The sequence below is a fragment of the Ruegeria sp. K11 genome, assembly GCF_056531905.1.
Window position 1 is genome coordinate 222441 of record NZ_JBQFMP010000004.1, and the last position, 23004, is coordinate 245444.

The following is a 23004-nucleotide window of genomic DNA, read 5'->3' on the forward strand; positions in this document are numbered from 1 at the left end:
GAACACATGCCCATCATCACCAATATCGAGGACCTCAAGCGCATCTATGAACGCCGCGTTCCGCGCATGTTTTTCGACTACACCGAAAGCGGCAGCTGGACCGAGCAGACATTTCGCGAAAATTCCTCGGATTTCGATGACATCCGGCTGCGGCAAAGAGTGGCCGTTGACATGTCCGGACGCTCCACAGCGTCACAGATGATCGGACAAGATGTATCGATGCCCGTGGCTCTGGCTCCGGTCGGCCTGACCGGGATGCAACACGCCGATGGTGAGATCAAGGCCGCCCGGGCGGCTGAAGCGTTTGGCGTCCCTTTCACGCTCTCGACCATGTCGATCAATTCGATTGAGGACGTGGCCGAAGCGACAACACACCCGTTCTGGTTTCAGCTTTATACGATGAAAGACGAAGACTATGTCTCACGCCTGATCCAGCGGGCCAAGGACGCAAAGTGCTCGGCTCTTGTGATCACGCTTGACCTTCAGATTTTGGGCCAGCGGCACAAAGACCTGAAAAACGGCCTGTCTGCCCCGCCCAAACTGACCCCAAAGACAATTGCCAATCTCATGACCAAATGGGCCTGGGGTATCGAAATGCTTGGGGCTAAAAGGCGAGAATTCGGCAATATCGTCGGACATGTTGACAGCGTGTCCGACACCAGAGCACTGGGGGCCTGGACCGCAGAACAATTCGACCCCAGCCTCGACTGGAAAAAAGTCGAGAAGCTGATGGAACAATGGGGCGGGAAAGTCATCCTCAAGGGGATTCTGGACGCTGAAGATGCCAAGATGGCGGCCAAATTAGGTGCTGATGCCATCGTCGTCTCGAACCACGGGGGGCGTCAGCTGGACGGGGCGCTGAGTTCCATCCGGGTGCTGCCCGAAATCATGGATGCGGTGGGTGATGATGTCGAAGTGCATCTCGACAGCGGAATCCGCTCAGGTCAGGACGTACTCAAAGCCTTGGCTTTGGGGGCCAAGGGTACATTTATTGGTCGGGCCTTCATCTACGGATTGGGAGCGATGGGGCAAAAGGGTGTGACCACAGCGTTGGATGTCATCCAAAAAGAGCTCGATACAACCATGGCTTTATGTGGCGAACGAAAAGTCGATGATCTGGGGCGCCATAACCTGCTGGTGCCTCAGGATTTCGGAGGTCGGTGGCAAGATTGACCATCGGGCCATGGGGGCGCTGCCCCCGCCGCCCTTTGGGCGCCTCCCCCGGGATATTTTCAGCCAGATGAAGCAGGGGATCCGTTCTTCATCTGGCTATAAATATCCCGGAGCGCGAGGCAGAGCCTCGCTTTGGTCCCAAAGGTTCAAAAACCACTTTCCAAACTGGGTGAATCAAGCTAAGGACGCGGCTTCACGCGGGTATACAGCCTTGGAGGATGCCCGCCCTAACATTGGAGAATTATCATGGCTGGAGAGATTCCTGATCTCGTAGCTCTGGAACGGACGGGGACAGGCAAGGGCGCCGCTCGTCAGGCACGCCGCGACGGCATGGTTCCGGGCATTGTATTTGGTGGCGACAAAGAACCGCTGCCGATCAACATCCCGTTCAACGTTCTGTTCAAGCGTCTGAAAGCAGGCCGGTTCAAGTCAACCCTGTGGAACCTGAAGGTTGAGGGCCACGAAGACGTCCGCGTCATCTGCCGCGACGTTCAGCGTGACGTTGTCAAAGACCTGCCCACCCACCTGGACCTGATGCGTCTGCGTCGGACCACCAAGATCGCGTTGTTCATCCCCGTTGAATTCGTCAACGAAGAAGAAGCGCCCGGCATCAAGAAGGGCGGCGTTCTGACCGTTGTGCGCCCGGAAGTCGAACTGGTCTGCACTGCGGGTGACATTCCTGAGAAGATCACCGTTGATCTGACCGGCATGGAGATCAATGACGTCGCCACCATCTCGTCGGTTGATCTGCCCGCCGGCACAAAGCCGACGATCGACCGCGACTTTGTGATCGCCAACGTGTCGGCACCGACCGGCCTGTCGACAAGCGATGATGAAGAAGGCGACGAAGTGGCCGCGGACGAGGTTGAAGTCGTCGGCCAGGAAGAAGCCACCGAAGAATAAGTTCGGATCGCATCCGAATGTGAAACGGGGTCCTTGGGGGACCCCGTTTTTTGTTGCCTTGTTGGGCTGGAAACCGGGCGGCAAATTGTGCCATCAACCGGGTAAGTAACGCAGTTGGGGACATTGCCATGAAACTGTTTGTCGGCTTGGGAAATCCGGGGCAGAAATATGCCCGGAACCGGCATAATATCGGTTTCATGGCTGTGGATCGGATCGCGCAGGATCACGGGTTTGGTCCATGGAAGTCCAAGTTTCAGGCCGAGCTTGCAGAAGGGCGTTTGGGCGCTGAAAAAGTTCTGCTGATCAAACCACAAACTTTCATGAACCGCTCGGGCCAGTCCGTGGGCGAAGCGATGCGGTTTTACAAGCTCGACTCGACCGATGTGACGGTTTTTCACGACGAACTGGACCTGGCGCCAGGCAAAGTTCGGGTTAAAGCAGGTGGCGGGCATGCGGGGCATAACGGGCTCCGCTCGGTTCATGAACATATCAGCCCGGCCTATGACCGGGTGCGGCTGGGCATCGGGCATCCGGGGCGCAAAGAAATGGTCTCGCCCTATGTGCTGGGTGATTTTGCCAAAGCGGATGCCGATTGGCTGGATGACGTCCTGCGCGGCGTGTCTGACGGGGCTGGCTATCTGGCTGACGGAGAAAGCGGCAAGTTCATGAACGCAGTTGCCCTGCGCACCGCGCCACCACGGTCTTCTAAATCGAAACCCGACAAGGCCGAGGTTGCCGGGAAACCGACCCCTGCCGCAGAGGCGAACAATCGCTCAGCCATGCAAAAGCTGCTGGACAAATTCAAATAGAAACGCCCTCGTTGCCGTGACGTATCGTTTGCAGGCCGGACCCTGGCACGCTCCAATAAGATACATGAAACGGAGGCTATTGATGAGAGCGTTCTTTAAATGGCTGCTGCGCATCGTTTTGATGCTGGTGCTGGCGGCAGCGGTTGTAGGATTCTGGAAACGCGAAGAAATTCAGCGTCTTATGGCAGTGAACGCGTTGTTTTCCGAAGACAAGATCGTTCACAACTTTTCTCATATGGATCAGGCGTTTCTGACGACCAATTTGTCGCGCGGCGATGGGCCAACGTGGGATCTGCCTTATGGGACGGGCTTTGATCTGCCGGACGGGACAGATCGCTGGATCGCGGATCGGGCGGTGACGTCATTGCTGGTGCTGCAGGATGGCCAGATCGAATTCGAGGCGTATTATCTCGGCACCTCTGCCGAAGACAAACGCATCGCTTGGTCCGTGTCCAAAAGCTATCTGTCTGCGCTGTTCGGCATTCTGGTGGCGGAAGGCGCAATCGACTCGCTGGACGATCCGGTCACCAAATATGCGCCCAAAATGAAAGGCAGCGCCTATGACACGGCCACGATCCGCAACGTGTTGAATATGGCAAGCGGCGTCACTTTCGACGAAGATTATCTGGACTACGATTCCGACATCAATCGGATGGGCCGGGTGATCGCTCTGGGCGGCGCGTTGGACGATTTTGCCGCCGATCTTCGCGACACGTTCGCCGAACCCGGTGAGACCTGGCAATATGTCTCGATCGACACACATGTCATCGCCATGGTGATCCGGGGTGCAACCGGCCGCAGTGTAACCGAGTTGATGGCCGAAAAGGTTATCGCACCGCTAGGGCTAGAGCATGACGGATATTACCTGACGGATGGGGCCGGAGTGGCATTTGCGTTAGGAGGGCTGAATTTCACAACCCGCGATCTGGCACGGTTTGGGCAAATGATCCTGCAGAACGGCCAACATGATGGCCAGCAACTGGTGCCTGCTGACTGGATCGCCAAATCGGTTCAACCTTCAGCCCCGACAGCGCCGGGGAAAATCGGTTATGGCTATCAATGGTGGATTCCCGTTGGCGCTCATGAGGGAGAGTTTCTGGCGCGTGGCATATATGGCCAGTACATCTATTTCGACCAGCCCAGAGGGGTCCTGATCGTCACCACCGGCGCCGACCGCAAGTTCCGGGAACCCGGCGTCAGCGACCAGAACATAGAAATGTTCCGCAAAATCGCCCAAAGCCTGTAAGGTGGCACCATGCAGAAACAGGACAGTATCAACGTTCTGGGCGGTGTTCTTGCCCATTGCTCGCGCGATCCGCTGACCGGGTTTTTCCGTGATGGGGCCTGCAACACCTGCCCCGAGGATCAGGGCAGCCACACGGTTTGCGCTGTCATGACGGCCGAGTTTCTGGCCTATTCGAAATATGTCGGCAACGATCTGAGCACAGCACGGCCCGAATTCAACTTTCCCGGCCTCAAGCCCGGCGACAGCTGGTGTTTGTGTGCGTCGCGTTTCCTTCAGGCGCATGAGGAAGGATGTGCGCCCAAAGTTCATCTTGAGGCGACGCATCAGCGCGCTCTGGAGATCGTTCCCCTTGTCGTTTTGCGGGAGCATGCGACAGAGGGGTAGATCACCCGGCGATTGCCACATACCCCCGAGAGGTTCGCGACGGCGGCCCGGTGGGGAAAGCGTGTTCGGACTTCAACTCCCAACCTGCCGCCGACAGCATCTCTGCGACAACGGTCGGCCGGTAGGCACGGTGGCGCCACTGGAACCAGATGATCGCATTGCACCAATGGGGTTTGCTGACCACCAGCCACAAGGTCGCCCCCGGTGCCGCAAGGGCACGCATCCGACGCAATGCGGCGACCGGGTCATCGCAATGTTCCAGCACATGAGCGGCCAGCAAACAGTCATACCGGTCCGGCGTGTCATAATCCTGCAGCGTCGCTTGAACCGCGTCCGCTTTGACACCCCGACGGGTCAAAGCAGACACCGCCTGTTGAAGCATGGCTGCCGAGGGCTCCAGCAAGGTTAAATGCCCTTCGGGGCGTAAAGCCGCGCGCGCATCGGCAAACGCGCCAGTGCCGCAGCCGATGTCCAGCGCAGTGTCGCCCAAAGCGGCTTTGGGGTCAGCAGACAGAAAGCCAAGATAGGCATCGAAATAGCCAAGCAAGCGCATCTTGTCCGCCCAACCCGGGGCAGCGGCATCGTATTTCTGATCTAACGTGGACGCTCGGGCCATCTTCGCAGATTGGCACATACGCCGATCATGCGAAACCGTGCCGGGATCAGAACTCAGCTTGCCAGGTCAAGCCAATGCTATAGCTTTCAAAATCGCTTTCGCCGAAGCCGTCGTAAAACAGATCAGCAGACAAGAGGCTTCTGTTTTCGAACCGGTAATCAAGCCCCATGTCCACTCGCCCCCGCGTCGTATCGCCGATAGGGGAAACACCGGGCACGGTGCCGGTTCCGGATGTCGTGCTCCACACCCCCGAGAGACCACCGTTCAGCGTCAGCTCTCCACGCGTGACAGCCACAGGATAGCTGAAATCCATACCCAGTCTGGCTGTTGTCAGGCTGAAATCCTGTGCCGAAATGCGGTTTCCAAGGCCGTCCGTGTAGGCCTCCTGATCGTCACTGACATAGCTGACGTCAAGAAGCGGCAATAGGGTCAGATCTCCGCGCTGTACTTCGCCGGTGACACGGGATTGGATCAACCAGCGGTCACTGTCGAAACTGTCCTCGAAGGTGCCCAGCGGCGAAATGTCGTTGTCACTTTGCCCATAGAGCGCGCGACCTTCGATGAAAATCGGCTGGCTGGGCAGTTTCGCCACCACATAGGGCCCGACGAACCATCCGGTCCCGTCGATCTCGGCATCCCCTTCGTCTGTTTCGGCATAATCCAGCTGTACCATCGCACCGAGCAGCAGGTTTTCATTGATCCGACGATGCGCCCCTATGGTGGCAAGCACATAAGAGCTGTCAAAATCGCCTTGCGAGCTTCGGTTGCCGGTCAGATTGAACCAAACCGGCAGGCTGGGATCGCTGGCGAAATTCAGAAAACTGGTCCCACGCGTCACCGAAGCGTTAAACGTTCCAGAGCGGGATTGTTGCAGGAAAGGCGTCAGGCCGGGTTGGTTCGATACAAGGCTGTTAGCACGGGCGAACTGGAAGGCCTCGATCAGACGCCGGGCTTCCGCTTCTGCGTCGTCGTCGGGGGTGCTCAACGGGGTTCTTGTATTGATAAGAACAGTATTTGTTACGCCTGACAGAGCGATTTCATAGCGGAAGAAAGGACCATCAACTGTTTCCCGGGCATTAAAAATGATGCCCATATAGCCGTCGGTTGCATAAGTGCTGTCAGCACCGTTTTGGCTAAGGATTGTTGCATCCAGATAGCCCAGGCTCAACAGATCCGCGACCGTAATGACAGAGCCGCTCACAATGGCATTACCCGAATACACAGTTCCGCCTGGAAACGACCCTGGAATACCAAACGAAACAAATGCGGTCGAGCTGCCGGTATCGTTGAAAGCTGACGCGGGACCTCCGTTCGGTGTCGCAATACTGGTAAACGGAATGTCGGGGAGGCCAAAGGCATCAGCTTCTTTGCTGTGGCCAAGCAATACCGCAGTTAGCAAAACTACTAAACCAAGTCTTTGAAACATAGACCAAACCATCACTACCTCCCAGTGCACCAAGACGTGCAAACATCCGAGCATAGCGGTCAGGTCTGACCGTCAAAACGCTGCTCGTTATCCCGTTTGTTTCGGGGTTCCCCAAAGTTTCGGCCGTTGAGCGCGACCGGTTAACATTCGGTTAATCTAAAGCGCGGCATTTGTATAGAACGGTGCAATAATTTGGTTAAACCTGAAGCCACGACACAACATCCCGGTGCGATTCCAGCTTGGGACATGCATGTTGATTGCCGGCTATTCATGCGTGAAATATAGATTTTTCCCGGCATTTGATCATGACGCGCGGGCTATATGAAATTTCCGTTTCCCAAGAACGTCGCCTCGCCTGTCAAAAACAGTTTCCAAAAAGACGACAATGCCTTCATTGAGGTGGAATTGCATCAGTCAAAAATTGATAAACGCAAGGCTGACGGAAGGAGGACGTCGCCCTCCCCCGCAAATTTTTCGATTTTGCTTAACCAGCGTCTCGGCCTTCGGTATCAGACATGTCGAAATTGAGGTATTTCGCAACCGTCTGCACGTCCTTGTCGCCGCGTCCGCACATGTTCATGCAAATCAGATGATCCTTGGGCAATTCAGGCGCAATTTTCATGACATGCGCCAATGCGTGGCACGGCTCCAGCGCGGGGATGATGCCTTCGGTCGAACAACACAACTGGAACGCCTCAAGCGCCTCTTTGTCGGTGATCGAGACATAGTTGGCGCGTCCTATGTCATGCAGCCACGAATGTTCGGGGCCAATGCCTGGATAGTCCAGACCTGCCGAAATCGAATAGCCCTCGAGAATCTGCCCGTCATCATCCTGCAGCAGATAGGTTCGGTTGCCATGCAGTACGCCCGGACGACCACCGGTCAGCGAGGCGCAATGCTCCATCTTCTCGTTCACGCCCTTGCCGCCTGCTTCGACGCCGATGATGTTCACATCCTTGTCGTCGAGGAACGGATAGAACAGGCCCATCGCGTTCGACCCACCGCCAATGGCGGCAATGATCGTGTCGGGCAGACGGCCTTCGGCCTTTTTCATCTGTTCCTTGGCTTCCTTGCCGATGATCGACTGGAAATCCCGCACCATCGCAGGGTACGGGTGCGGACCGGCCACAGTGCCGATACAGTAGAACGTGTCACGCACATTCGTCACCCAATCGCGCAGCGCATCATTCATCGCGTCTTTCAACGTGCCACGGCCCGAGGTCACCGGGATCACTTCGGCCCCCAACAGACGCATACGGAACACATTCGGAGCCTGCCGCTGTACGTCATGCGCACCCATATAGACGATGCACTTCAAACCGAACTTGGCACAAACAGTGGCGGTGGCCACGCCGTGCTGCCCTGCCCCGGTTTCGGCGATGATCCGTGTCTTTCCCATGCGGCGTGCCAGAATGATCTGGCCCAACACGTTGTTGATCTTATGCGCGCCGGTATGGTTCAACTCATCCCGCTTGAGGTAAATCTTCGCCCCGCCCAGATGCTCGGTCAGGCGTTCGGCGTAGTACAGAGGCGAGGGGCGGCCCACATAGTTGGCCCAAAGATCGTCCATCTCGGCCCAGAAGGTCGGATCGTCCTTGGCTTTGTCATATTCCTCTTCCAGCGACAGGATCAGCGGCATCAGAGTTTCGCTGACAAACCGCCCGCCGAAAATGCCAAAACGGCCCTGTTCGTCGGGGCCGGACATGAAGGAATTGAAAAGATCGTTGGCCATGGAAGTCTCCGTCATCTTACCCGTTGTTCATAGGAGGTGATGGCGCGATTGACCATCGCAAAACGCATCATTCCGCAGCCTGAAGTCGCTGTTCCCAAACCTGCAGAGCCTGGCCCCGGCTGGGAACAGCGACGCAGGAAAACTGGCAGAACACGTTGACATCCGCCAGTCGCGGAGCGGCCTGAACGATCCGGCGGTGCGGGCCGGACTGCGTAAAGCTCAGCATCGCCTCGATATCCTGCCAGACGGAATAGGAGAAATAGAGCCCTGCGTGGGGAAACACCTCGGCGTGCAGGCACAATGCATCTCCGCGGGCCTGAAGCAGGGCTTTGTGAGCGCGCCAGAAAAACTCTGGCGCGTGATACCATCGTCTGAGTGAAACTCCGCCAATTGCAGCCAGCATACAGCGCCCCTAAAAACCGGGATACGCATCAGGACGGCGTTCAGATCACCTTGTGGCGTCGAGGAACGCGTGGATCAGCGCCGCATCTTTGACACCCGGCGCGCTTTCCACGCCCGAAGACACATCGACCTGCCGCGCGCCGGTCATCCGAACCGCCTCGGCCACATTGTCGGGGGTCAGGCCGCCGGCCAGCATCCACGGCTTGCGCCAATATTTCCGGCCCGCAAGCAGACGCCAATCAAAAGCCAGACCATTGCCGCCGGGCAGATCGGACATGCGCGGCGGTTTGGCGTCGATCAGCAATTGGTCCGCAACGTCGGAATACACGTCAATCGCGTCCAAATCTTCGGGTTCGGCAATGCCGATGGCCTTCATCACCGGCAATCCGTAACGGTGCCGAATGCCAGCCACACGTTCCGGGCTTTCCTTGCCATGTAATTGCAGCATATCCAGGGGAACAGTCGACGTGATCCTGTCGAGGTCGTCATCGGTTGCATTCACCGTCAAAGCCACTTTTGCAACGCCAGCAGGCACCAAATGTGCAAGCTGTGCTGCATCGTCCCGGGCAAGGTGACGCGGCGATTTCGGAAAGAACACAAAACCCACATACCGCGCGCGCGCCTCAACCGCCGCGCGCACGTGCTCCGGAGCGGTCAGGCCGCAAATCTTGACAGATACATCGGGCATTTGAACGCCTCAGCTGGCTTCGTCCAACAAGGCCAGAACCTCGTCCTTGCCTTCGTTCTGCTTTTTCTTGAGCTTGTTGACCTCACGCTCAAGCTTGCGCACTTCGCTTTTCTTGACAGTGGCGTCCTTGCGGTGCTTGTGCTCGCGCAGCCATTCCCACAGGAATCCGATCACCAGACCGGCAATCACCCCGCCCAGCACCACGATGAACAGCGGCAGCGACGTGGTGAGGTTAAAGCCCAACAGCTCGGCCAGAGCATCGGGCATCAGCTTGAGTTCGACGATCTGCCGGTTGGCCAGCGAGACCGATACCAGAATGATCCCAAGGATCGCGAGAAAGGCGTAACGAATATAGCGCATCATGAGGTCAGGCTTTACCGTTCAATCGATCCCTTAGCAACTTGCCCGTCTTGAAAAACGGAACACATTTTTCTTCAACCTGAACCGTCTCGCCGGTTCTGGGATTCCGACCCACGCGGGCATCCCGTTTTTTGACGGAAAATGCGCCAAAACCACGAAGCTCTACTCGGTCGCCGCGTGACATCGCATCGGTCACTTCTTCGAACACTGTGTTCACGATCCGCTCGACATCGCGTTGATACAAATGCGGGTTTTCGTCTGCAATTTTTTGAATCAATTCAGAACGGATCATGCGCGCTACCCTCCCAGGCGACCGGTTTACCATCTCTAGTGTTCTGACCAGTATAGAAAAAAACCCAGTTCGGGGGAACGTAAACTCTGTGTGTTGGCGGGTATATTTACGCCAATCTGACCCGATTTTCCGCCGAATGGCCTGAATCCGCCTTCATGTATGCACGATACATATTTTAACCTGCGAATATGGAACACATTGATTCGCAACAAAAACGGCCCCGCACAGATGTACGGGGCCGTTGAATTGTATCGAGTCAGGGACCCGGTTTAGTCGCCGGATTTCAGCGCCGCACCCAGGATATCACCCAGCGATGCACCCGAGTCGGACGAGCCGTACTGTTGCACAGCCTCTTTCTCTTCCGCGATTTCGCGTGCCTTGATCGACAGGCCCAGACGGCGAGTCTTGCTGTCGACATTGGTGACACGAACGTCGACCTTGTCACCAACCGAGAAACGCTCGGGGCGCTGTTCGGCACGGTCACGGCTCAGGTCGGAACGACGGATGAACGACTTCATGCCTTCGTATTCCACTTCGATGCCGCCATCTTCGATCGCGGTGACGCCAACGGTGATGACCGAGCCACGCTTCACGCCGCCCACGGCTTCGGCGAACTTGTCACCGCCCAGGGCTTTGATCGATAGCGAGATACGCTCTTTCTCGACGTCCACTTCCGAGACAACCGCCTGAACGACGTCGCCTTTGCGGTAGTTCTGGATCGCATCCTCGCCACGCTCGTCCCAGGACAGGTCGGACAGGTGAACCATGCCGTCGATGTCGCCGTCGAGGCCAATGAACAGACCGAATTCGGTGATGTTCTTGACTTCGCCTTCGACTTCGGTGCCCTCGGGGTGCGTTTCTGCAAACACTTCCCACGGGTTGCGCTGAGTCTGCTTCAGGCCCAGAGATACGCGACGCTTCGCGCCGTCGATTTCCAGAACCATGACGTCGACTTCCTGGCTGGTCGAAACGATCTTGCCGGGGTGGACGTTTTTCTTGGTCCAGGACATCTCGGACACGTGCACCAGACCTTCGACACCGGCTTCCAACTCGACGAACGCGCCGTAGTCGGTGATGTTGGTGACGCGACCCTGATGGACCGAGCCCAGCGGGTATTTGGCAGCAACCAGATCCCACGGATCTTCCTGCAGCTGTTTCATACCCAGGCTGATGCGGTGGGTCTCTTTGTTGATCTTGATGACCTGAACCTTGATGGTTTCGCCGATCGTCAGGATCTCGGACGGGTGGTTCACACGACGCCATGCCATGTCGGTGACGTGCAGCAGGCCGTCAACACCGCCCAGGTCAACAAATGCGCCGTATTCGGTGATGTTCTTGACAACACCTTCGACGGTCTGACCTTCGGACAGGTTGCCGATAACCTCGGCACGCTGTTCGGCACGCGATTCTTCCAGGATGGCGCGACGCGACACAACGATGTTGCCACGGCGACGGTCCATTTTCAGGATCTGGAACGGTTGCTTCAGACCCATCAGCGGGCCAGCGTCGCGCACAGGACGCACGTCAACCTGCGAGCCGGGCAGGAACGCAACTGCGCCACCCAGATCGACAGTGAAGCCGCCTTTGACGCGACCAAAGATTGCACCTTCGACGCGCTGGTCGTCGGCATATGCTTTTTCCAGACGGTCCCATGCCTCTTCACGGCGGGCCATCTCGCGCGAGATGACGGCTTCGCCACGGGCGTTTTCTGCGGCGCGCAGGTAAACTTCGACCTCGTCACCTACAGCGATTTCAGGGGCTTCGCCGGGATTTGCGAATTCTTTCAGATCAACGCGGCCTTCCATTTTGTAGCCTACGTCGATGATGGCTTGACCGGCTTCAACCGCCAGAACCTTGCCTTTGACAACAGAACCCTCTTCGGGCGTGTCCATTTCGAAGCTTTCATTCAGGAGGGCTTCGAATTCCTCCATGGATGCGTTAGCCATGTGGCGTTGTTTTCCTTTACATACGTTTTTGCTGGCCGAGCGGTTGTCTCCGCCGGTCTTGTTTCATGCTGCCTGAGGACGTGACCCGGAACGCGCCTGAGCTAACAAACACAAAGGGCCGAGGTAACCCGGCCCTGCTCAGATACGTCATCCGGACGTTAACCGCCCTTGTTCAGACAGCGCGCGTATAGGCGGAATTCCGGCAAGGTGCAAGGGCCAAGCAATGATTTGCGGGCATTTCACGCCTAGCTGCCGTGCCAAATCCCGGCATCACGTCGCAACATCGACTTTTCGATGGCGTTCAATCTTTCAATGGCCGCCGAAGGACGGCTGCCCCCCCCTTCGCGCATCCATATCCTGAGTGCGGATGCGGGGCTCCAAGGCAAACAGGCCGTGGCGAGCCAATGCCGCAGGTCTTTGGGAAGGGCATCATAGGCGCGCATGGGGGATTCTCGCCGCCGTCGACGTTTCAGGCCGCTTCGCATGTTGCGACCAGAGTTTCGCCGCCCGCCCGTGTCTTTTGGATATGAGCTTTTGTACCGTTGACCCGACATGACCAACCTCCGCTTATTTGTATATGTTATGACATTACATATACGTTACCGCGGCACAAGGTCAGCTTTTACCGGTAATCGCGCTCTTAGATTTCCTCGCCCTTCTTCAACAGATCCTCGATCAGCTCGCGCTGCAGGTTGTTGCTGTCACCGCCGCCAAACTGTTGCGCGCCGCCGGAGTAAAGCGAGCCGTAGGTCTTGGCGATGTTCACTGTCTGCGCCAACCCCGAGATCAACTGGTCCTTTTCCAGAGGCGATAATGGGTGAATGAATGCAGCCCACAACGTTCCGTTGGCAATGGCATAGCGTGCATCCAGTGCGCTGTCGAAATTGGCCTGCATCATGCGACGCATATCATCGGCGCTCAGTTCTTCGGCACTGCGGATAGGTACCATCGCGCGCATTCGATCCGCTGTGGCGTCTGTTATGACCAGAACCGGCACGTCCGAGACCGTCAGTTGAAACCCGCCCAAACCGCGCGGTTCCGCTTCGGGATCAAGGGCGAAAATGATCTTGCCCAACCGCTCATAGCTCATCGGAGGCTCAAGCTCAGGGGTCTCTTCGACCTCTTGTGCAGCCAGACTTCCGGCTAGAAACATCAGAAAAAGGACTAGTCGGATCATGGTATCGCTCCTGCAGGTTGCCTGTTTACCTTACGCGCCGGGTTTCGGAGTGACCACACAAAGCTTGGTGAAGAGCGCTTCCCGATAGGACAACATTTGGAACGATCTGCAAAGTAGTAAGATTTAATCAGCATAGATCATTCCACATAAGGGCCATAGATATGTTTCAGCGGCCACCTCCCCCGCCGCTCGAAACTTCAAGATGGAAGGAAATGCAATGAAAACCCTTATCCTGACCACCCTGGCCGCAACTCTGCCTCTGATCGCCGCACCGGCCTTTGCCGCAGATGAAATCAATGTCTCGAACGGCATCTCGGCCGCAGGCGCGCCGCTGGCCGCGCATGGGGTCGATCTGGTCGCTCTGGTTACCAACGGCAATCCGGTCGAAGGCTTCGCCACTCATACCGCAACATATGACGGCGCTTCGTACTACTTCACCAGCGCCGAGAACCGCGAAGCGTTCGAAGCCAACCCGGCCGCGTATCTGCCACAGCATGGCGGATTCTGCTCGTTCGGCGTTTCGGTCGGCAAGAAGTTCGACGGTGACCCGGATCAATACCTGCTGGCAGATGGCAAGCTGTACCTGTTCCTGAACGCGGAAACCCGGGCTGCGTTTCTGAAAGATGTCACAGGCACAGCAAAAAAGGCCGATGGTCAGTGGGCTAACATCAAAAGCATCGCGGTCGGCGAATTGTAAAGCGCATGAAAGCAGCGCGCGGCGTCAGGACGTCGCGCGTTGTTTTTGCACGATAACCGCCACGGCCTGCGCCAGTGCGTCATCGATACTGAGATCGGTCGTATCCAGCAAAACCGCGTCCTCGGCGGGTTTCATAGGCGCGGTGCTGCGGTCGGCGTCGCGCGCATCGCGTTCGCGTACGTCGGCAAGAACCTGTTCACGCGTGATCTCGGTCGCTTTGGCCTTCAATTCAAGAAACCGTCGCTCAGCCCGAATTTCGGCGCTGGCGGTGACAAACAGCTTCACCTCGGCCCGGGGGCAAATCACCGTCCCGATATCGCGCCCGTCCAGCACCGCCCCACCGGCGCGACGCGCAAAAGCGCGTTGGAAATCGACAAGGGCGGAACGGACTTCGGGGATAACCGCCACTTTCGACGCGGCTTGTGCAATCTCTGTCGTTCGTAAATCACCCTCCGTAAGCTCATCCGCCGTCAACGCCTGCGCGGCATCCAACGGTTTCATCCCGTCCAGCGTGCGTCGACCAACTGCGCGATACAACAGACCGGTATCAAGATGGGCAAAGCCGAAATGTGCAGCCACGCCTTTGGAGATGGTCCCCTTACCGGCTGCAGCCGGACCGTCGATCGCAATGGTGAAACTCTGGTGCGACATCACACTGGCCTGTTATTTCGCACAAGCTTGGCGCCCAGCCGGGACATCAGAGGCTCGAAGATGGGGAACGAAGTGGCGATGGGGCCACCATCATCCACAGTGACCGGTTTTTGAGCCCCCATCCCCATCACCATGAAGGACATAGCGATGCGGTGATCCAGAAAACTCTCGCAGGTGCCGCCGCCAGGGATGTTGCCGATGCCCAGCCCATCGACCGACCACCAATCTTCGCCCTCATCCACGGTCACGCCATTGGCGCGCAAACCGCGGGCCATCGCGTCGATGCGGTCGCTTTCTTTGACGCGCAGCTCTTTCACGCCACCCATCATCGTTGTTCCGGCTGCGTTGGCCGCAACCACCGACAGAACGGGGTACTCATCGATCATCGAGGCCGCACGTTCGGGCGGCACTTCGATGCCCTTCATGTTGGGCGAGTATTTGGCGCGCAGATCAGCAACCGGTTCACCGCCCTCTTCGCGTTCATTTTCATAGATCAGATCGGCACCCATCTCGCGCAGCGTTGTAAACAGGCCCGCGCGGGTCGGATTCAAGCCAATCCCCGGAACCAGCACGTCCGAGCCGGGTGTGATCAGCGCCGCACAGACCGGGAAGGCCGCGCTGGACGGGTCACGTGGCACGGCGATGACCTGCGGCTTTAGCTCGGGGCGACCGGTCAGCGTGATCACCCGCCCCTCATCCGTGTCTTCGACGGTGATCTCTGCGCCGAAACCCGCCAACATCCGCTCAGAGTGGTCGCGGGTGGCCTCTTTCTCGATCACGACCGTCTTGCCGGGGGCGTTCAGACCGGCCAGCAGAACGGCGGATTTTACCTGCGCCGATGGCACCGGCACCTCATAGCGCACCGGAGTCGGGTCCGCTGCCCCGACGAGTGTCATGGGCAGACGCCCACCGGACCGCCCGACGGATTGCGTTCCAAACAGTGCGAGCGGGTCGGTCACGCGCGCCATTGGACGTTTGTTCAGGCTGGCATCGCCGGTGAATGTCGCCGTGATCGGACAGGTCGCCATTGCGCCCATGATCAGCCGCACTCCGGTTCCCGAGTTACCGCAGTCGATCACCTGATCCGGCTCGGCATAGCCGCCGACACCCACACCATGCACGGTCCATTCGCCGCCACCATGGTCGGTCACCTCGGCCCCGAAAGCGCGCATCGCCTTGGCAGTGTCCAGAACGTCCTCGCCTTCCAGCAGGCCGGTGATCCGGGTCTCGCCCACCGCCATCGCACCCAGAATCAACGACCGGTGCGAGATCGACTTGTCACCAGGCACCTCTGCCGTGCCGGTCAGCGGGCCGCAGGGATGCGAGGTCATCGGGATGGGCGTGCCGTGTCCGGACATGGGGGCTCCTGTTTTCGCTATCAGTTCAAGGCGGATTAGCGAATTGGGGCCGGTTGGTCCAGCGGCAATCAGCCTTTGCGGCAGAAGGTCAGATAATGCGGTGTCCGACCTTCGCGCAGAGCCTTTTGTTCGTAGCGTGTTGAGATCCAGTCATCCCACGGCGCGCGCCAATCAACGGGGCGTTCAGCCAGCCACTCAAACCCGGCGCGCGGAACTTCTTCCAATGTCTGGCGCACATAGTCGGGAATATCCGTTGCCACACGAAAGATCGCACCCGGTTTCAACGCGCGCGCAAGCGGCTCCAGGTGTTCGGGTGTGACAAACCGGCGTCTGTGGTGCCGGTTTTTCGGCCACGGATCGGGATAGAGCAGAAAGGCGCGCGATATGCTGGCCTCGGGCAGCACGTCGAACAGGTCACGAGCATCACCGGGATGCACCGCCAGGTTTTCGACACCGGCCCGACGGATTTTTCCCAGCAGCATGGCGACACCATTGATATAGGGCTCTGCCCCGATGATGCCGATATCGGGGTTGTTTTTCGCTTGATGCACCAGATGCTCACCACCGCCAAAGCCGACCTCAAGCCAGACCGGCTTGCCCCTAAACAGTGCGTTCAGGTCCAACGGGGTGCGTTCGGGGTTGGTGTCCCAATCCACCTCTCCGGGGGATAGGGCCGCGAGATCTTCGTTCAGATAGGTCTTTTGGCTGGGTTTCAGGGCCTTGCCCTTGAAGCGGCCATAGAAGTTTCTGCGCGGGCGTTGTGGGGTCTGGGTGCTCATGGCGGTGCCCATACTGCGGGCGTCGCTTTGTGGCAAGGGGTGGTAGTGGGGGCCAGCCCCCACACCCCCGGAGTATTTGTCAAAAGATGAAGAGCGCGCCCGAAGGGGCGCACCTTTTGATTGCGATCAGACTGCGACTTTGAGGGCGTCGACCAGATCGGTGCGTTCCCAGCTGAAACCGCCATCTGCTTCGGGATCGCGACCAAAGTGGCCGTAGGCCGCAGTCCGTTGATAAATCGGCTTGTTCATTTGAAGATGCTCGCGAATACCGCGCGGGGTCAGATCCATCACTTGCCCAACGGCCTTTTCAATCTCGGCGTCGGCAACCTGTCCGGTGCCATAGGTTTCCGCATAGATCGACAGAGGTTTCGAGACGCCGATCGCATAGCTCAGTTGGATGGTGCAGCGCTCAGCCATGCCCGCGGCCACCACGTTTTTCGCCAGATACCGCGCGGCATAGGCCGCCGAGCGGTCTACCTTGGTCGGATCCTTGCCCGAGAATGCGCCACCACCATGCGGGGCGGCGCCGCCATAGGTGTCCACGATGATCTTGCGACCGGTCAAACCGGCATCGCCGTCGGGTCCGCCAATCACGAATTTTCCGGTCGGGTTGACGTGCCATTCGGTTGCGTCCGTCAGCCAGCCTTCGGGCAGGGTTTCGCGAATATAGGGTTCGACAATGGCGCGGATGTCGTTCGAGGTCAGCGCTTCGTCCAGATGTTGCGTGGACAGAACGACAGAGCTGACGCCCACCGGTTTTCCGTCTCGATACAGCACGGACAACTGGGATTTGGCATCGGGTCCCAGTGCGGGCTCGGTCCCATTTTTGCGCACTTCTGCGAGACGGCGCAGAATTGCGTGCGAATATTGGATCGGAGCCGGCATCAACGCTGGCGTTTCCGTCGTTGCGTAGCCGAACATGATCCCCTGATCGCCCGCGCCTTCGTCCTTGTTGTCCGATGCATCGACGCCCTGTGCGATATGGGCGGATTGTTCGTGCAGCAGGTTCGTCACCTCGACCGTTTCGTGGTGAAACTTGTCCTGCTCATAGCCGATATCCTTGATACAGGCGCGCGCGATGTCATCGATATGCGCCATGTAATCATGCAGCTTTTCCTGATCCGACAAGCCAACTTCGCCGCCGATAACCACACGGTTGGTGGTGGCAAAGGTTTCGCAGGCCACGCGTGCTTCGGGTTCTTCGTTCAGAAATGCATCAAGGACGGCATCCGAGATTCGATCGCAGACCTTATCGGGATGCCCTTCGGAAACGGATTCCGAGGTAAAGGTATAGTTCTGTCGGGACATGAATAGTGCTCCATTAAGATTTCCCCATCACGCCAGGAAGCCGTTGTGGCGGGCATCAGAGGGGATACGGCGCGCGCTGCGGCGGGTCAATCGCAAATCAGCGACGACCCCATCGAGCGTGGCACCAAAGCACCGAAAAAAGGAACAATAAGACGGAAAACACCGGATAATCACCAATGCGAGAATAAACTGTAGGCGGGTGCGGCTGGGGCAAAGACACATCCAGATAACCCGCCTGCCCCAGCGGCAAGGACGCCACGATCCGACCCAAGGGATCAATCATTGCCGAAACGCCGGTATTGGCCGAGCGCATCAAGGGAAGGCCCTGTTCGATCGCCCGCATTTGCGCTTGCGCCAGGTGCTGAAACGGGCCAGAGCGCGTGCCGAACCACGCGTCATTTGTGATCTGCAACAAGAAATCGCTACGTCCCGGTGCGGACAAGACGTCCTGCGTGAAGACCGCTTCGTAACAAATCAGCGGCAACGCTGCTCCCAAGGGGCCCAGATCCAGCAATGCCGCGCCAGGACCCGCGCTGAACCCGTTGCCGTCCGAAGCGGCCAGACCGTGAATTCCGAAACGCGCCATAAGGTTTCCAAATGGCACGTATTCGCCAAATGGTGCCAGGTGGTGCTTGTCATAGAGCCCTTCTTGTTGTCCCTGCGCGTTCAGATGGATCATCGAGTTATAGATACGCGGTCCCTCTGCGCGCCGAATCCCGACGATGACCTGTGCCCCCTGCGCCGCATCCGCAATGACATCAAGAATAGGTTGCGCGCTGCCCAGCCACGCCTGAACCGAGGTTTCCGGCCAGACAATCAGATCCGGTCTCGGTTGCGCTGCGGTAAACTCGATCTGGCGCGCGAAAAACAAAGGCGCAAAATCGGGGTCCCATTTTTGGTGTTGGGGCGCATTGGGTTGTATCAGCCGAACCGTGTGATCGGTCTCGACCACAGATGGCCGTGTCGCGGCATAGCCGAACGACAGAAGGGCGAATCCCATCGACAAGGACCCGGCCATCAAGAGCTTGCGCCCGGACTGTTCGCTCCCCAAGACCGCCCCCGGAGGGAGTGTGGCCAAAAAGGTCAGGGCCGCCAGACCGTATGGGCCCACCAGGGACAACACTTGTGCCGCCGGAGTGCCAACCCAAACCTGCGCGACGCCTGCCCATGGGAAGCCGGTGAGCAGGTAACCTCGACCGAACTCGACCACAGCAAGCGCGATGGCCAGTGCTATTCCCTGGGCCAGCGGCGCGGCTTCGGGTTTGCGTGCGACCCGGAACGCGACAGCCCAGAACAGGGCCAGCCCTCCGGCCATGAAAACCAGTGCAAAGGGCGCCATCCAGGCGTGGCGTTCCGCGTCAACCTGAAATGGCTCGATGATCCAACTAAGCGCATGGGCAAAATACCCGGTCGCAAAAACCCATCCCAGCCAGCCTGCCTGCGTCGGTGTTGCAGTGGACAGGTATATTGGCCCAATCAGGACAAAGGCCACAAGCGTCAGCGGCCAGTAGCCCAGCGGCGCCAGCCCGCAAGCGGCAACTGCACCCAGCAGACCCGCTGCGCCAAGCCGCAGCCAGAAGGGCCAGCGCTGTATTAAGTTCATGCAAAGCTATCCGGCAGCATTACCCGCAGACGCTTGATCCGGCGAGGATCGGCGTCGATCACTTCGAACTCGGGGCCTTCGGGATGCAGAACAACCTCGCCCCGCGCCGGAACCCGGCCAGACAACATGAACACGAGCCCGCCAAGCGTGTCGATTTCTTCCTCGTCGACATCCTCGTGGCTGGTCAGCGACCGACCGATCTCTGCCTCGAAGTCCTCGAGCGGAACACGAGCCTGGACGATATAACAGCCCGGTTTTTCCTGCAGCCAAAGCTGGTCTTCGTCCGCATCATGCTCGTCCGCAATCTCTCCGACCACCTGTTCGATCAGGTCTTCGATGGTCAGCAATCCATCGACACCGCCATATTCGTCAATGACCAGCGCCATGTGGCGGCGTTCGGTCTGCATCTTGGTCAGCAGAACGCCTATGGGCATCGATGGTGGTACAAACAGCAAGGTTCGCAGCATCGAGCGCAAGTCAAACTCGGTCGTGTCACCATTGAAGCCATGGGTCAGCGCAAAGTCCTTGAGGTGGACAAAGCCAAGCGGCGTGTCCAGCGTTCCGTCATAGACCGGGATGCGCGACAAACCGCTTTCGCGAAATAACTGCGCCAATTCCTCTTTGGTCGAGGCTGAAGAAACCGAAATAATTTCCGCCGTCGGGATGGCCACGTCTTCCACCCGCATCCGGCGCAGGTTGATCATGCCCCGTGGCTGGGGGTCCGTTGTTCGATGTCCGTTGACCGAGCCGGTCTCTTCTTCGTCCTGCGACGAGAAGGCATCAATAATCCGAGAAAAAAATCCGCTTTTCTCTGTGCTGTCGTTGGTGTCCTGCGGGTGCGCGCTCTGCGCCGCCCTAGAACTGCCGTCTGTATCGTCCATTTTCCTGTTCCAATTGGTCGGACAAATCTGCCCACATCACCCATTATATGGGTTATTAACACCCAGTTTGCCAAGTATCTCGACCTCGACCCTCTCCATCAAAGTGGCGTCGGGGTCACGAATGTGATCATAGCCCAGTAAATGCAACACTCCGTGAACCAGCAAATGGGTGACATGATCGGCCATGGGTTTTGCGGCTTCGACCGCCTCACGCGCGCAGGTGTCGTAGGAAATCGCGATATCACCCAAGCTGATTTCTCCGGTGAAATCGGCCTGCGGCCGCGCGGGGACGGCACCGGGCTGTTCCGGAGCCAGATCCTCGGAGGGCCAGCTTAGAACGTTGGTCGGGGACGGCTTTTGCCGAAACTCGGCATTCAGCACGGCAATTCGCGTGTCATCACAGCCCAAGACACTGATTTCACATTCGTCGGGATCAAGATCGCAATGAGCGAGGGTCGCCGAGATGGCGCGGCGGGACAATGCCTCCAGTTCCCGCCAGCGGGGATCCTCAAGAGTGATTTCCAGGTTCATACCAGTTGTCCGACACTGTGGCGCACGCGCGCCGTGTCAGGTCTAACCCGTTTCGCGGCCCGCATCGGCCTCATACGCCTCGATGATGGCGGCGACAAGCGGATGGCGCACCACATCTTTCGAGGTGAAATAGTTGAAACTGATATTCGGAAGCGTTTTCAGCAACCGTTCCGCATCGGCCAGACCGGATTGGACACCGCGCGGCAAATCAACCTGCGAGCGGTCGCCGGTGATCACCATGCGGCTACCCTCACCCAATCGGGTCAGGAACATCTTCATCTGCATGGTCGTGGCATTCTGCGCCTCGTCCAGCACAACAAACGCATTCGCCAGTGTCCGCCCCCGCATAAAGGCCAGAGGCGCGATTTCGATTCGCTTTTCCTCGATCAACTTGGCGAGTTGCTTGCCCGGCAGAAAATCGTTCAGCGCGTCATAGAGCGGCTGCATATAAGGATCGACCTTGTCCTTCATGTCACCCGGCAGATACCCCAGTTTTTCCCCGGCTTCGACCGCCGGGCGGCTGAGAATGATTCTATCGACATGCCCACCGATGAACATCGACACGCCCACCGCCACGGCCAGATAAGTTTTGCCGGTCCCCGCAGGCCCGATGCCGAATGCGAGTTCATTGCTGAACAGCGACTGAACATATGCTTTCTGCGCGTCGGTGCGCGGTTCAACCAGTTTCTTGCGCGTCTTGATCTCGACCGTGCCGCCCTTGAACATCTCAAGCTGATCGCCATCACGGGTGCCGGTTCCAACCTCGGAATTGCCCATGCGCAATTCCCGGTCCACATCTGCGGCTTCGACATCGCGCCCGCCTTCCAGCCGCGCATAAAGCGCCTGCAGCACTTCAACGGCCTGCTTTTGCGCCTCTTCTTCGCCCATGACGACCAATTGGTTGCCGCGTCGCAGAATCTGGACTGAAAGCTTCTGTTCGATCTCAGCAAGATTGCGGTCATATTCGCCGCAAAGGTCAATCAGCAGTCGGTTATCGGGAAATTCAACAAGCGCCTCTTGCGGGGGCATGTCATCTTGCGGTGGGGTCAGGGCACCGATGGCCAATCCGTTCTCCTGTCTTGGCGTTACACCCCGAGCGTAGACAGGATTTCCAAGCGGATGCAAGCGGCAGATAAAATATTTGCAAAGTGAATGGCAAAAGCACCGAACACCTCTGGTCACGTCCTTGGAACGGCACCACCCGGCGCGTCAGAACGTGTAATTCAGACCGAAGCGCAGGCCGCGATAGTTGGGTGTCGATTTCGTTGCCAGCCCGGTACCCAGATCCACGCGTTCCGATTCGAATTGCAGATACTCAATCTCGCCCGTAATCGACCAGTTTTCGTTGATCTTGTGTTCGGCCCCCAGACTGGCCGAAAACCCGTTCCGCGTATCAATATCTTCAGCCGTGTCCGAAATGCCCCCGGCCGTCAGAGTATTACGCGTGGTAATCTCGCCCTGTACGTATCCGACAGTTACGAAATACAGGATATTGCCGCTTCGATTGGTAACACCGTTGCGAAGCCGCACAGACCATATGTCCGAGATTTCCGAGGCAGCATCGACGATTGTTCCGCCGATTTGAGTGGTCACATCGTCTTCCAGCGTGCCAAAGTCGTAGCCGACCTCGATCCCATATACATATTCGCGTCCACCAAAGGTCGGTAAATAACCCCGCCATCCACCGCGAACGCCACCATAAGTCCCCTGCGGCTCCAACTCACCAACCGGAAAAGTATTGCCTGCCGCGGACAGGCCAAAGCGATCCGACCCGCCGTCGCCATAGCCCGCACTTAGCCCAAGATAAAACGCGCTTACGTCTTCGGCGATCCTGGTGGGGGCGATAATATCGGGCTCAGCTATCTCCCCGATCACGTCACCCGCAAAAGCCGGACAGGCGATCACCAGCAAAGCTGCGGAAGTCAAACAACGCTGTATGAAACTCTGGACAAGCAACTGGTTCACTATACCCACCCTCCGCAACGTTGTGACCAACACCGCCGACCAACGCCAATTATTACACCTCAGGGACCCGGCCCTGA

General features: G+C 58.1%; 25 protein-coding genes and 1 riboswitch. Of the genes, 6 read left to right on the forward strand and 19 right to left on the reverse strand.

The window, feature by feature from the left end:
* Nucleotides 1-6 precede the first annotated feature (6 nt).
* The 5 genes from ACR0K4_RS08215 to ACR0K4_RS08235 all read left to right on the forward strand — a co-directional run bounded on the left by ACR0K4_RS08215 (nucleotide 7) and on the right by ACR0K4_RS08235 (nucleotide 4515).
* Complete coding sequence (locus ACR0K4_RS08215; protein WP_480517584.1) at nucleotides 7-1173, forward strand: alpha-hydroxy acid oxidase; 1167 nt, start codon at nucleotides 7-9, stop codon at nucleotides 1171-1173.
* Nucleotides 1174-1419: 246 nt separating this feature from the next.
* On the forward strand, nucleotides 1420-2076 hold the full coding sequence (locus ACR0K4_RS08220; protein WP_480853560.1) for a 50S ribosomal protein L25/general stress protein Ctc: 657 nt from the start codon (nucleotides 1420-1422) through the stop codon (nucleotides 2074-2076).
* Between the two features lie 128 nt (nucleotides 2077-2204).
* Complete coding sequence (pth, locus tag ACR0K4_RS08225) at nucleotides 2205-2885, forward strand: aminoacyl-tRNA hydrolase (RefSeq protein ID WP_480853561.1); 681 nt, start codon at nucleotides 2205-2207, stop codon at nucleotides 2883-2885.
* 82 nt (nucleotides 2886-2967) lie between these two features.
* A complete protein-coding gene (locus ACR0K4_RS08230; RefSeq protein ID WP_480853562.1) occupies nucleotides 2968-4131 on the forward strand; it encodes a serine hydrolase domain-containing protein in 1164 nt (387 codons plus the stop codon).
* 9 nt (nucleotides 4132-4140) lie between these two features.
* The gene (locus ACR0K4_RS08235; protein WP_480517576.1) at nucleotides 4141-4515 is read left to right on the forward strand and encodes a DUF2237 family protein; all 375 of its coding nucleotides are present in this window, start codon (nucleotides 4141-4143) and stop codon (nucleotides 4513-4515) included.
* 1 nt (nucleotide 4516) lies between these two features.
* Here the strand turns inward: ACR0K4_RS08235 and ACR0K4_RS08240 are convergent, their stop codons facing one another.
* The 10 genes from ACR0K4_RS08240 to ACR0K4_RS08285 form a co-directional block, all read right to left on the reverse strand.
* The gene (locus ACR0K4_RS08240; protein WP_480853563.1) at nucleotides 4517-5149 is read right to left on the reverse strand and encodes a class I SAM-dependent methyltransferase; all 633 of its coding nucleotides are present in this window, start codon (nucleotides 5147-5149) and stop codon (nucleotides 4517-4519) included.
* Nucleotides 5150-5177: 28 nt separating this feature from the next.
* A complete protein-coding gene (locus tag ACR0K4_RS08245) occupies nucleotides 5178-6332 on the reverse strand; it encodes an autotransporter outer membrane beta-barrel domain-containing protein (protein WP_480853564.1) in 1155 nt (384 codons plus the stop codon).
* Nucleotides 6333-7041: 709 nt separating this feature from the next.
* Nucleotides 7042-8289, reverse strand: a complete 1248-nt coding sequence (gene trpB, locus ACR0K4_RS08250; RefSeq protein WP_480853565.1) for a tryptophan synthase subunit beta — start codon at nucleotides 8287-8289, stop codon at nucleotides 7042-7044.
* Between the two features lie 67 nt (nucleotides 8290-8356).
* The gene (locus ACR0K4_RS08255) at nucleotides 8357-8692 is read right to left on the reverse strand and encodes a hypothetical protein (RefSeq protein WP_480853566.1); all 336 of its coding nucleotides are present in this window, start codon (nucleotides 8690-8692) and stop codon (nucleotides 8357-8359) included.
* A 45-nt stretch (nucleotides 8693-8737) separates the two neighbouring features.
* A complete protein-coding gene (locus ACR0K4_RS08260; protein WP_480853567.1) occupies nucleotides 8738-9379 on the reverse strand; it encodes a phosphoribosylanthranilate isomerase in 642 nt (213 codons plus the stop codon).
* 9 nt (nucleotides 9380-9388) lie between these two features.
* Complete coding sequence (locus ACR0K4_RS08265) at nucleotides 9389-9739, reverse strand: lipopolysaccharide assembly protein LapA domain-containing protein (protein WP_480517987.1); 351 nt, start codon at nucleotides 9737-9739, stop codon at nucleotides 9389-9391.
* A gap of 7 nt (nucleotides 9740-9746) precedes the next feature.
* Nucleotides 9747-10031: an integration host factor subunit beta gene (gene ihfB / locus ACR0K4_RS08270; protein WP_008758048.1), complete on the reverse strand. Its 285-nt coding sequence runs from the start codon at nucleotides 10029-10031 to the stop codon at nucleotides 9747-9749.
* A gap of 269 nt (nucleotides 10032-10300) precedes the next feature.
* Nucleotides 10301-11977 carry a 30S ribosomal protein S1 gene (gene rpsA / locus ACR0K4_RS08275; RefSeq protein ID WP_480853568.1) on the reverse strand — a complete coding sequence of 559 codons (1677 nt, stop codon included), beginning with the start codon at nucleotides 11975-11977 and terminating at the stop codon, nucleotides 10301-10303.
* A 245-nt stretch (nucleotides 11978-12222) separates the two neighbouring features.
* Nucleotides 12223-12531, reverse strand: coding sequence for a DUF6525 family protein (locus tag ACR0K4_RS08280; RefSeq protein ID WP_480853569.1), 309 nt, complete (start codon nucleotides 12529-12531; stop codon nucleotides 12223-12225).
* Between the two features lie 86 nt (nucleotides 12532-12617).
* Nucleotides 12618-13154 (reverse strand): hypothetical protein, encoded by a 537-nt coding sequence (locus ACR0K4_RS08285; RefSeq protein ID WP_480517560.1) that lies wholly within the window; start codon nucleotides 13152-13154, stop codon nucleotides 12618-12620.
* Nucleotides 13155-13371: 217 nt separating this feature from the next.
* Here ACR0K4_RS08285 and ACR0K4_RS08290 point away from each other — a divergent pair, with 217 nt between their 5' ends.
* Complete coding sequence (locus ACR0K4_RS08290) at nucleotides 13372-13851, forward strand: YHS domain-containing (seleno)protein (RefSeq protein WP_480853570.1); 480 nt, start codon at nucleotides 13372-13374, stop codon at nucleotides 13849-13851.
* Nucleotides 13852-13875: 24 nt separating this feature from the next.
* Here ACR0K4_RS08290 and ACR0K4_RS08295 read toward each other — a convergent pair whose 3' ends face one another.
* From ACR0K4_RS08295 to ACR0K4_RS08335, 9 genes are all read right to left on the reverse strand, one after another.
* Entirely contained in the window at nucleotides 13876-14502 is a 627-nt protein-coding gene (locus tag ACR0K4_RS08295; RefSeq protein ID WP_480853571.1) for a (d)CMP kinase, read from the reverse strand.
* Nucleotides 14502-15860, reverse strand: a complete 1359-nt coding sequence (gene aroA, locus ACR0K4_RS08300; protein ID WP_480853572.1) for a 3-phosphoshikimate 1-carboxyvinyltransferase — start codon at nucleotides 15858-15860, stop codon at nucleotides 14502-14504. The genes ACR0K4_RS08295 and aroA overlap by 1 nt, the downstream gene beginning before the upstream one ends.
* Nucleotides 15861-15928: 68 nt before the next feature.
* The gene (trmB, locus tag ACR0K4_RS08305; RefSeq protein WP_480853573.1) at nucleotides 15929-16639 is read right to left on the reverse strand and encodes a tRNA (guanosine(46)-N7)-methyltransferase TrmB; all 711 of its coding nucleotides are present in this window, start codon (nucleotides 16637-16639) and stop codon (nucleotides 15929-15931) included.
* Nucleotides 16640-16765: 126 nt separating this feature from the next.
* On the reverse strand, nucleotides 16766-17947 hold the full coding sequence (metK, locus tag ACR0K4_RS08310; RefSeq protein WP_480853574.1) for a methionine adenosyltransferase: 1182 nt from the start codon (nucleotides 17945-17947) through the stop codon (nucleotides 16766-16768).
* A gap of 6 nt (nucleotides 17948-17953) precedes the next feature.
* A riboswitch (SAM-SAH riboswitch) is annotated at nucleotides 17954-18002 on the reverse strand.
* Between the two features lie 42 nt (nucleotides 18003-18044).
* On the reverse strand, nucleotides 18045-19550 hold the full coding sequence (lnt, locus tag ACR0K4_RS08315) for an apolipoprotein N-acyltransferase (protein ID WP_480853576.1): 1506 nt from the start codon (nucleotides 19548-19550) through the stop codon (nucleotides 18045-18047).
* The gene (locus ACR0K4_RS08320; protein WP_480517546.1) at nucleotides 19547-20431 is read right to left on the reverse strand and encodes a hemolysin family protein; all 885 of its coding nucleotides are present in this window, start codon (nucleotides 20429-20431) and stop codon (nucleotides 19547-19549) included. The genes lnt and ACR0K4_RS08320 overlap by 4 nt, the downstream gene beginning before the upstream one ends.
* 36 nt (nucleotides 20432-20467) lie before the next feature.
* Nucleotides 20468-20962, reverse strand: coding sequence for an rRNA maturation RNase YbeY (gene ybeY, locus ACR0K4_RS08325; protein ID WP_480853577.1), 495 nt, complete (start codon nucleotides 20960-20962; stop codon nucleotides 20468-20470).
* Nucleotides 20963-21004: 42 nt separating this feature from the next.
* Complete coding sequence (locus ACR0K4_RS08330) at nucleotides 21005-22027, reverse strand: PhoH family protein (RefSeq protein WP_480517542.1); 1023 nt, start codon at nucleotides 22025-22027, stop codon at nucleotides 21005-21007.
* 144 nt (nucleotides 22028-22171) lie between these two features.
* Complete coding sequence (locus ACR0K4_RS08335) at nucleotides 22172-22927, reverse strand: outer membrane protein (RefSeq protein WP_480853578.1); 756 nt, start codon at nucleotides 22925-22927, stop codon at nucleotides 22172-22174.
* Nucleotides 22928-23004: the final 77 nt, after the last annotated feature.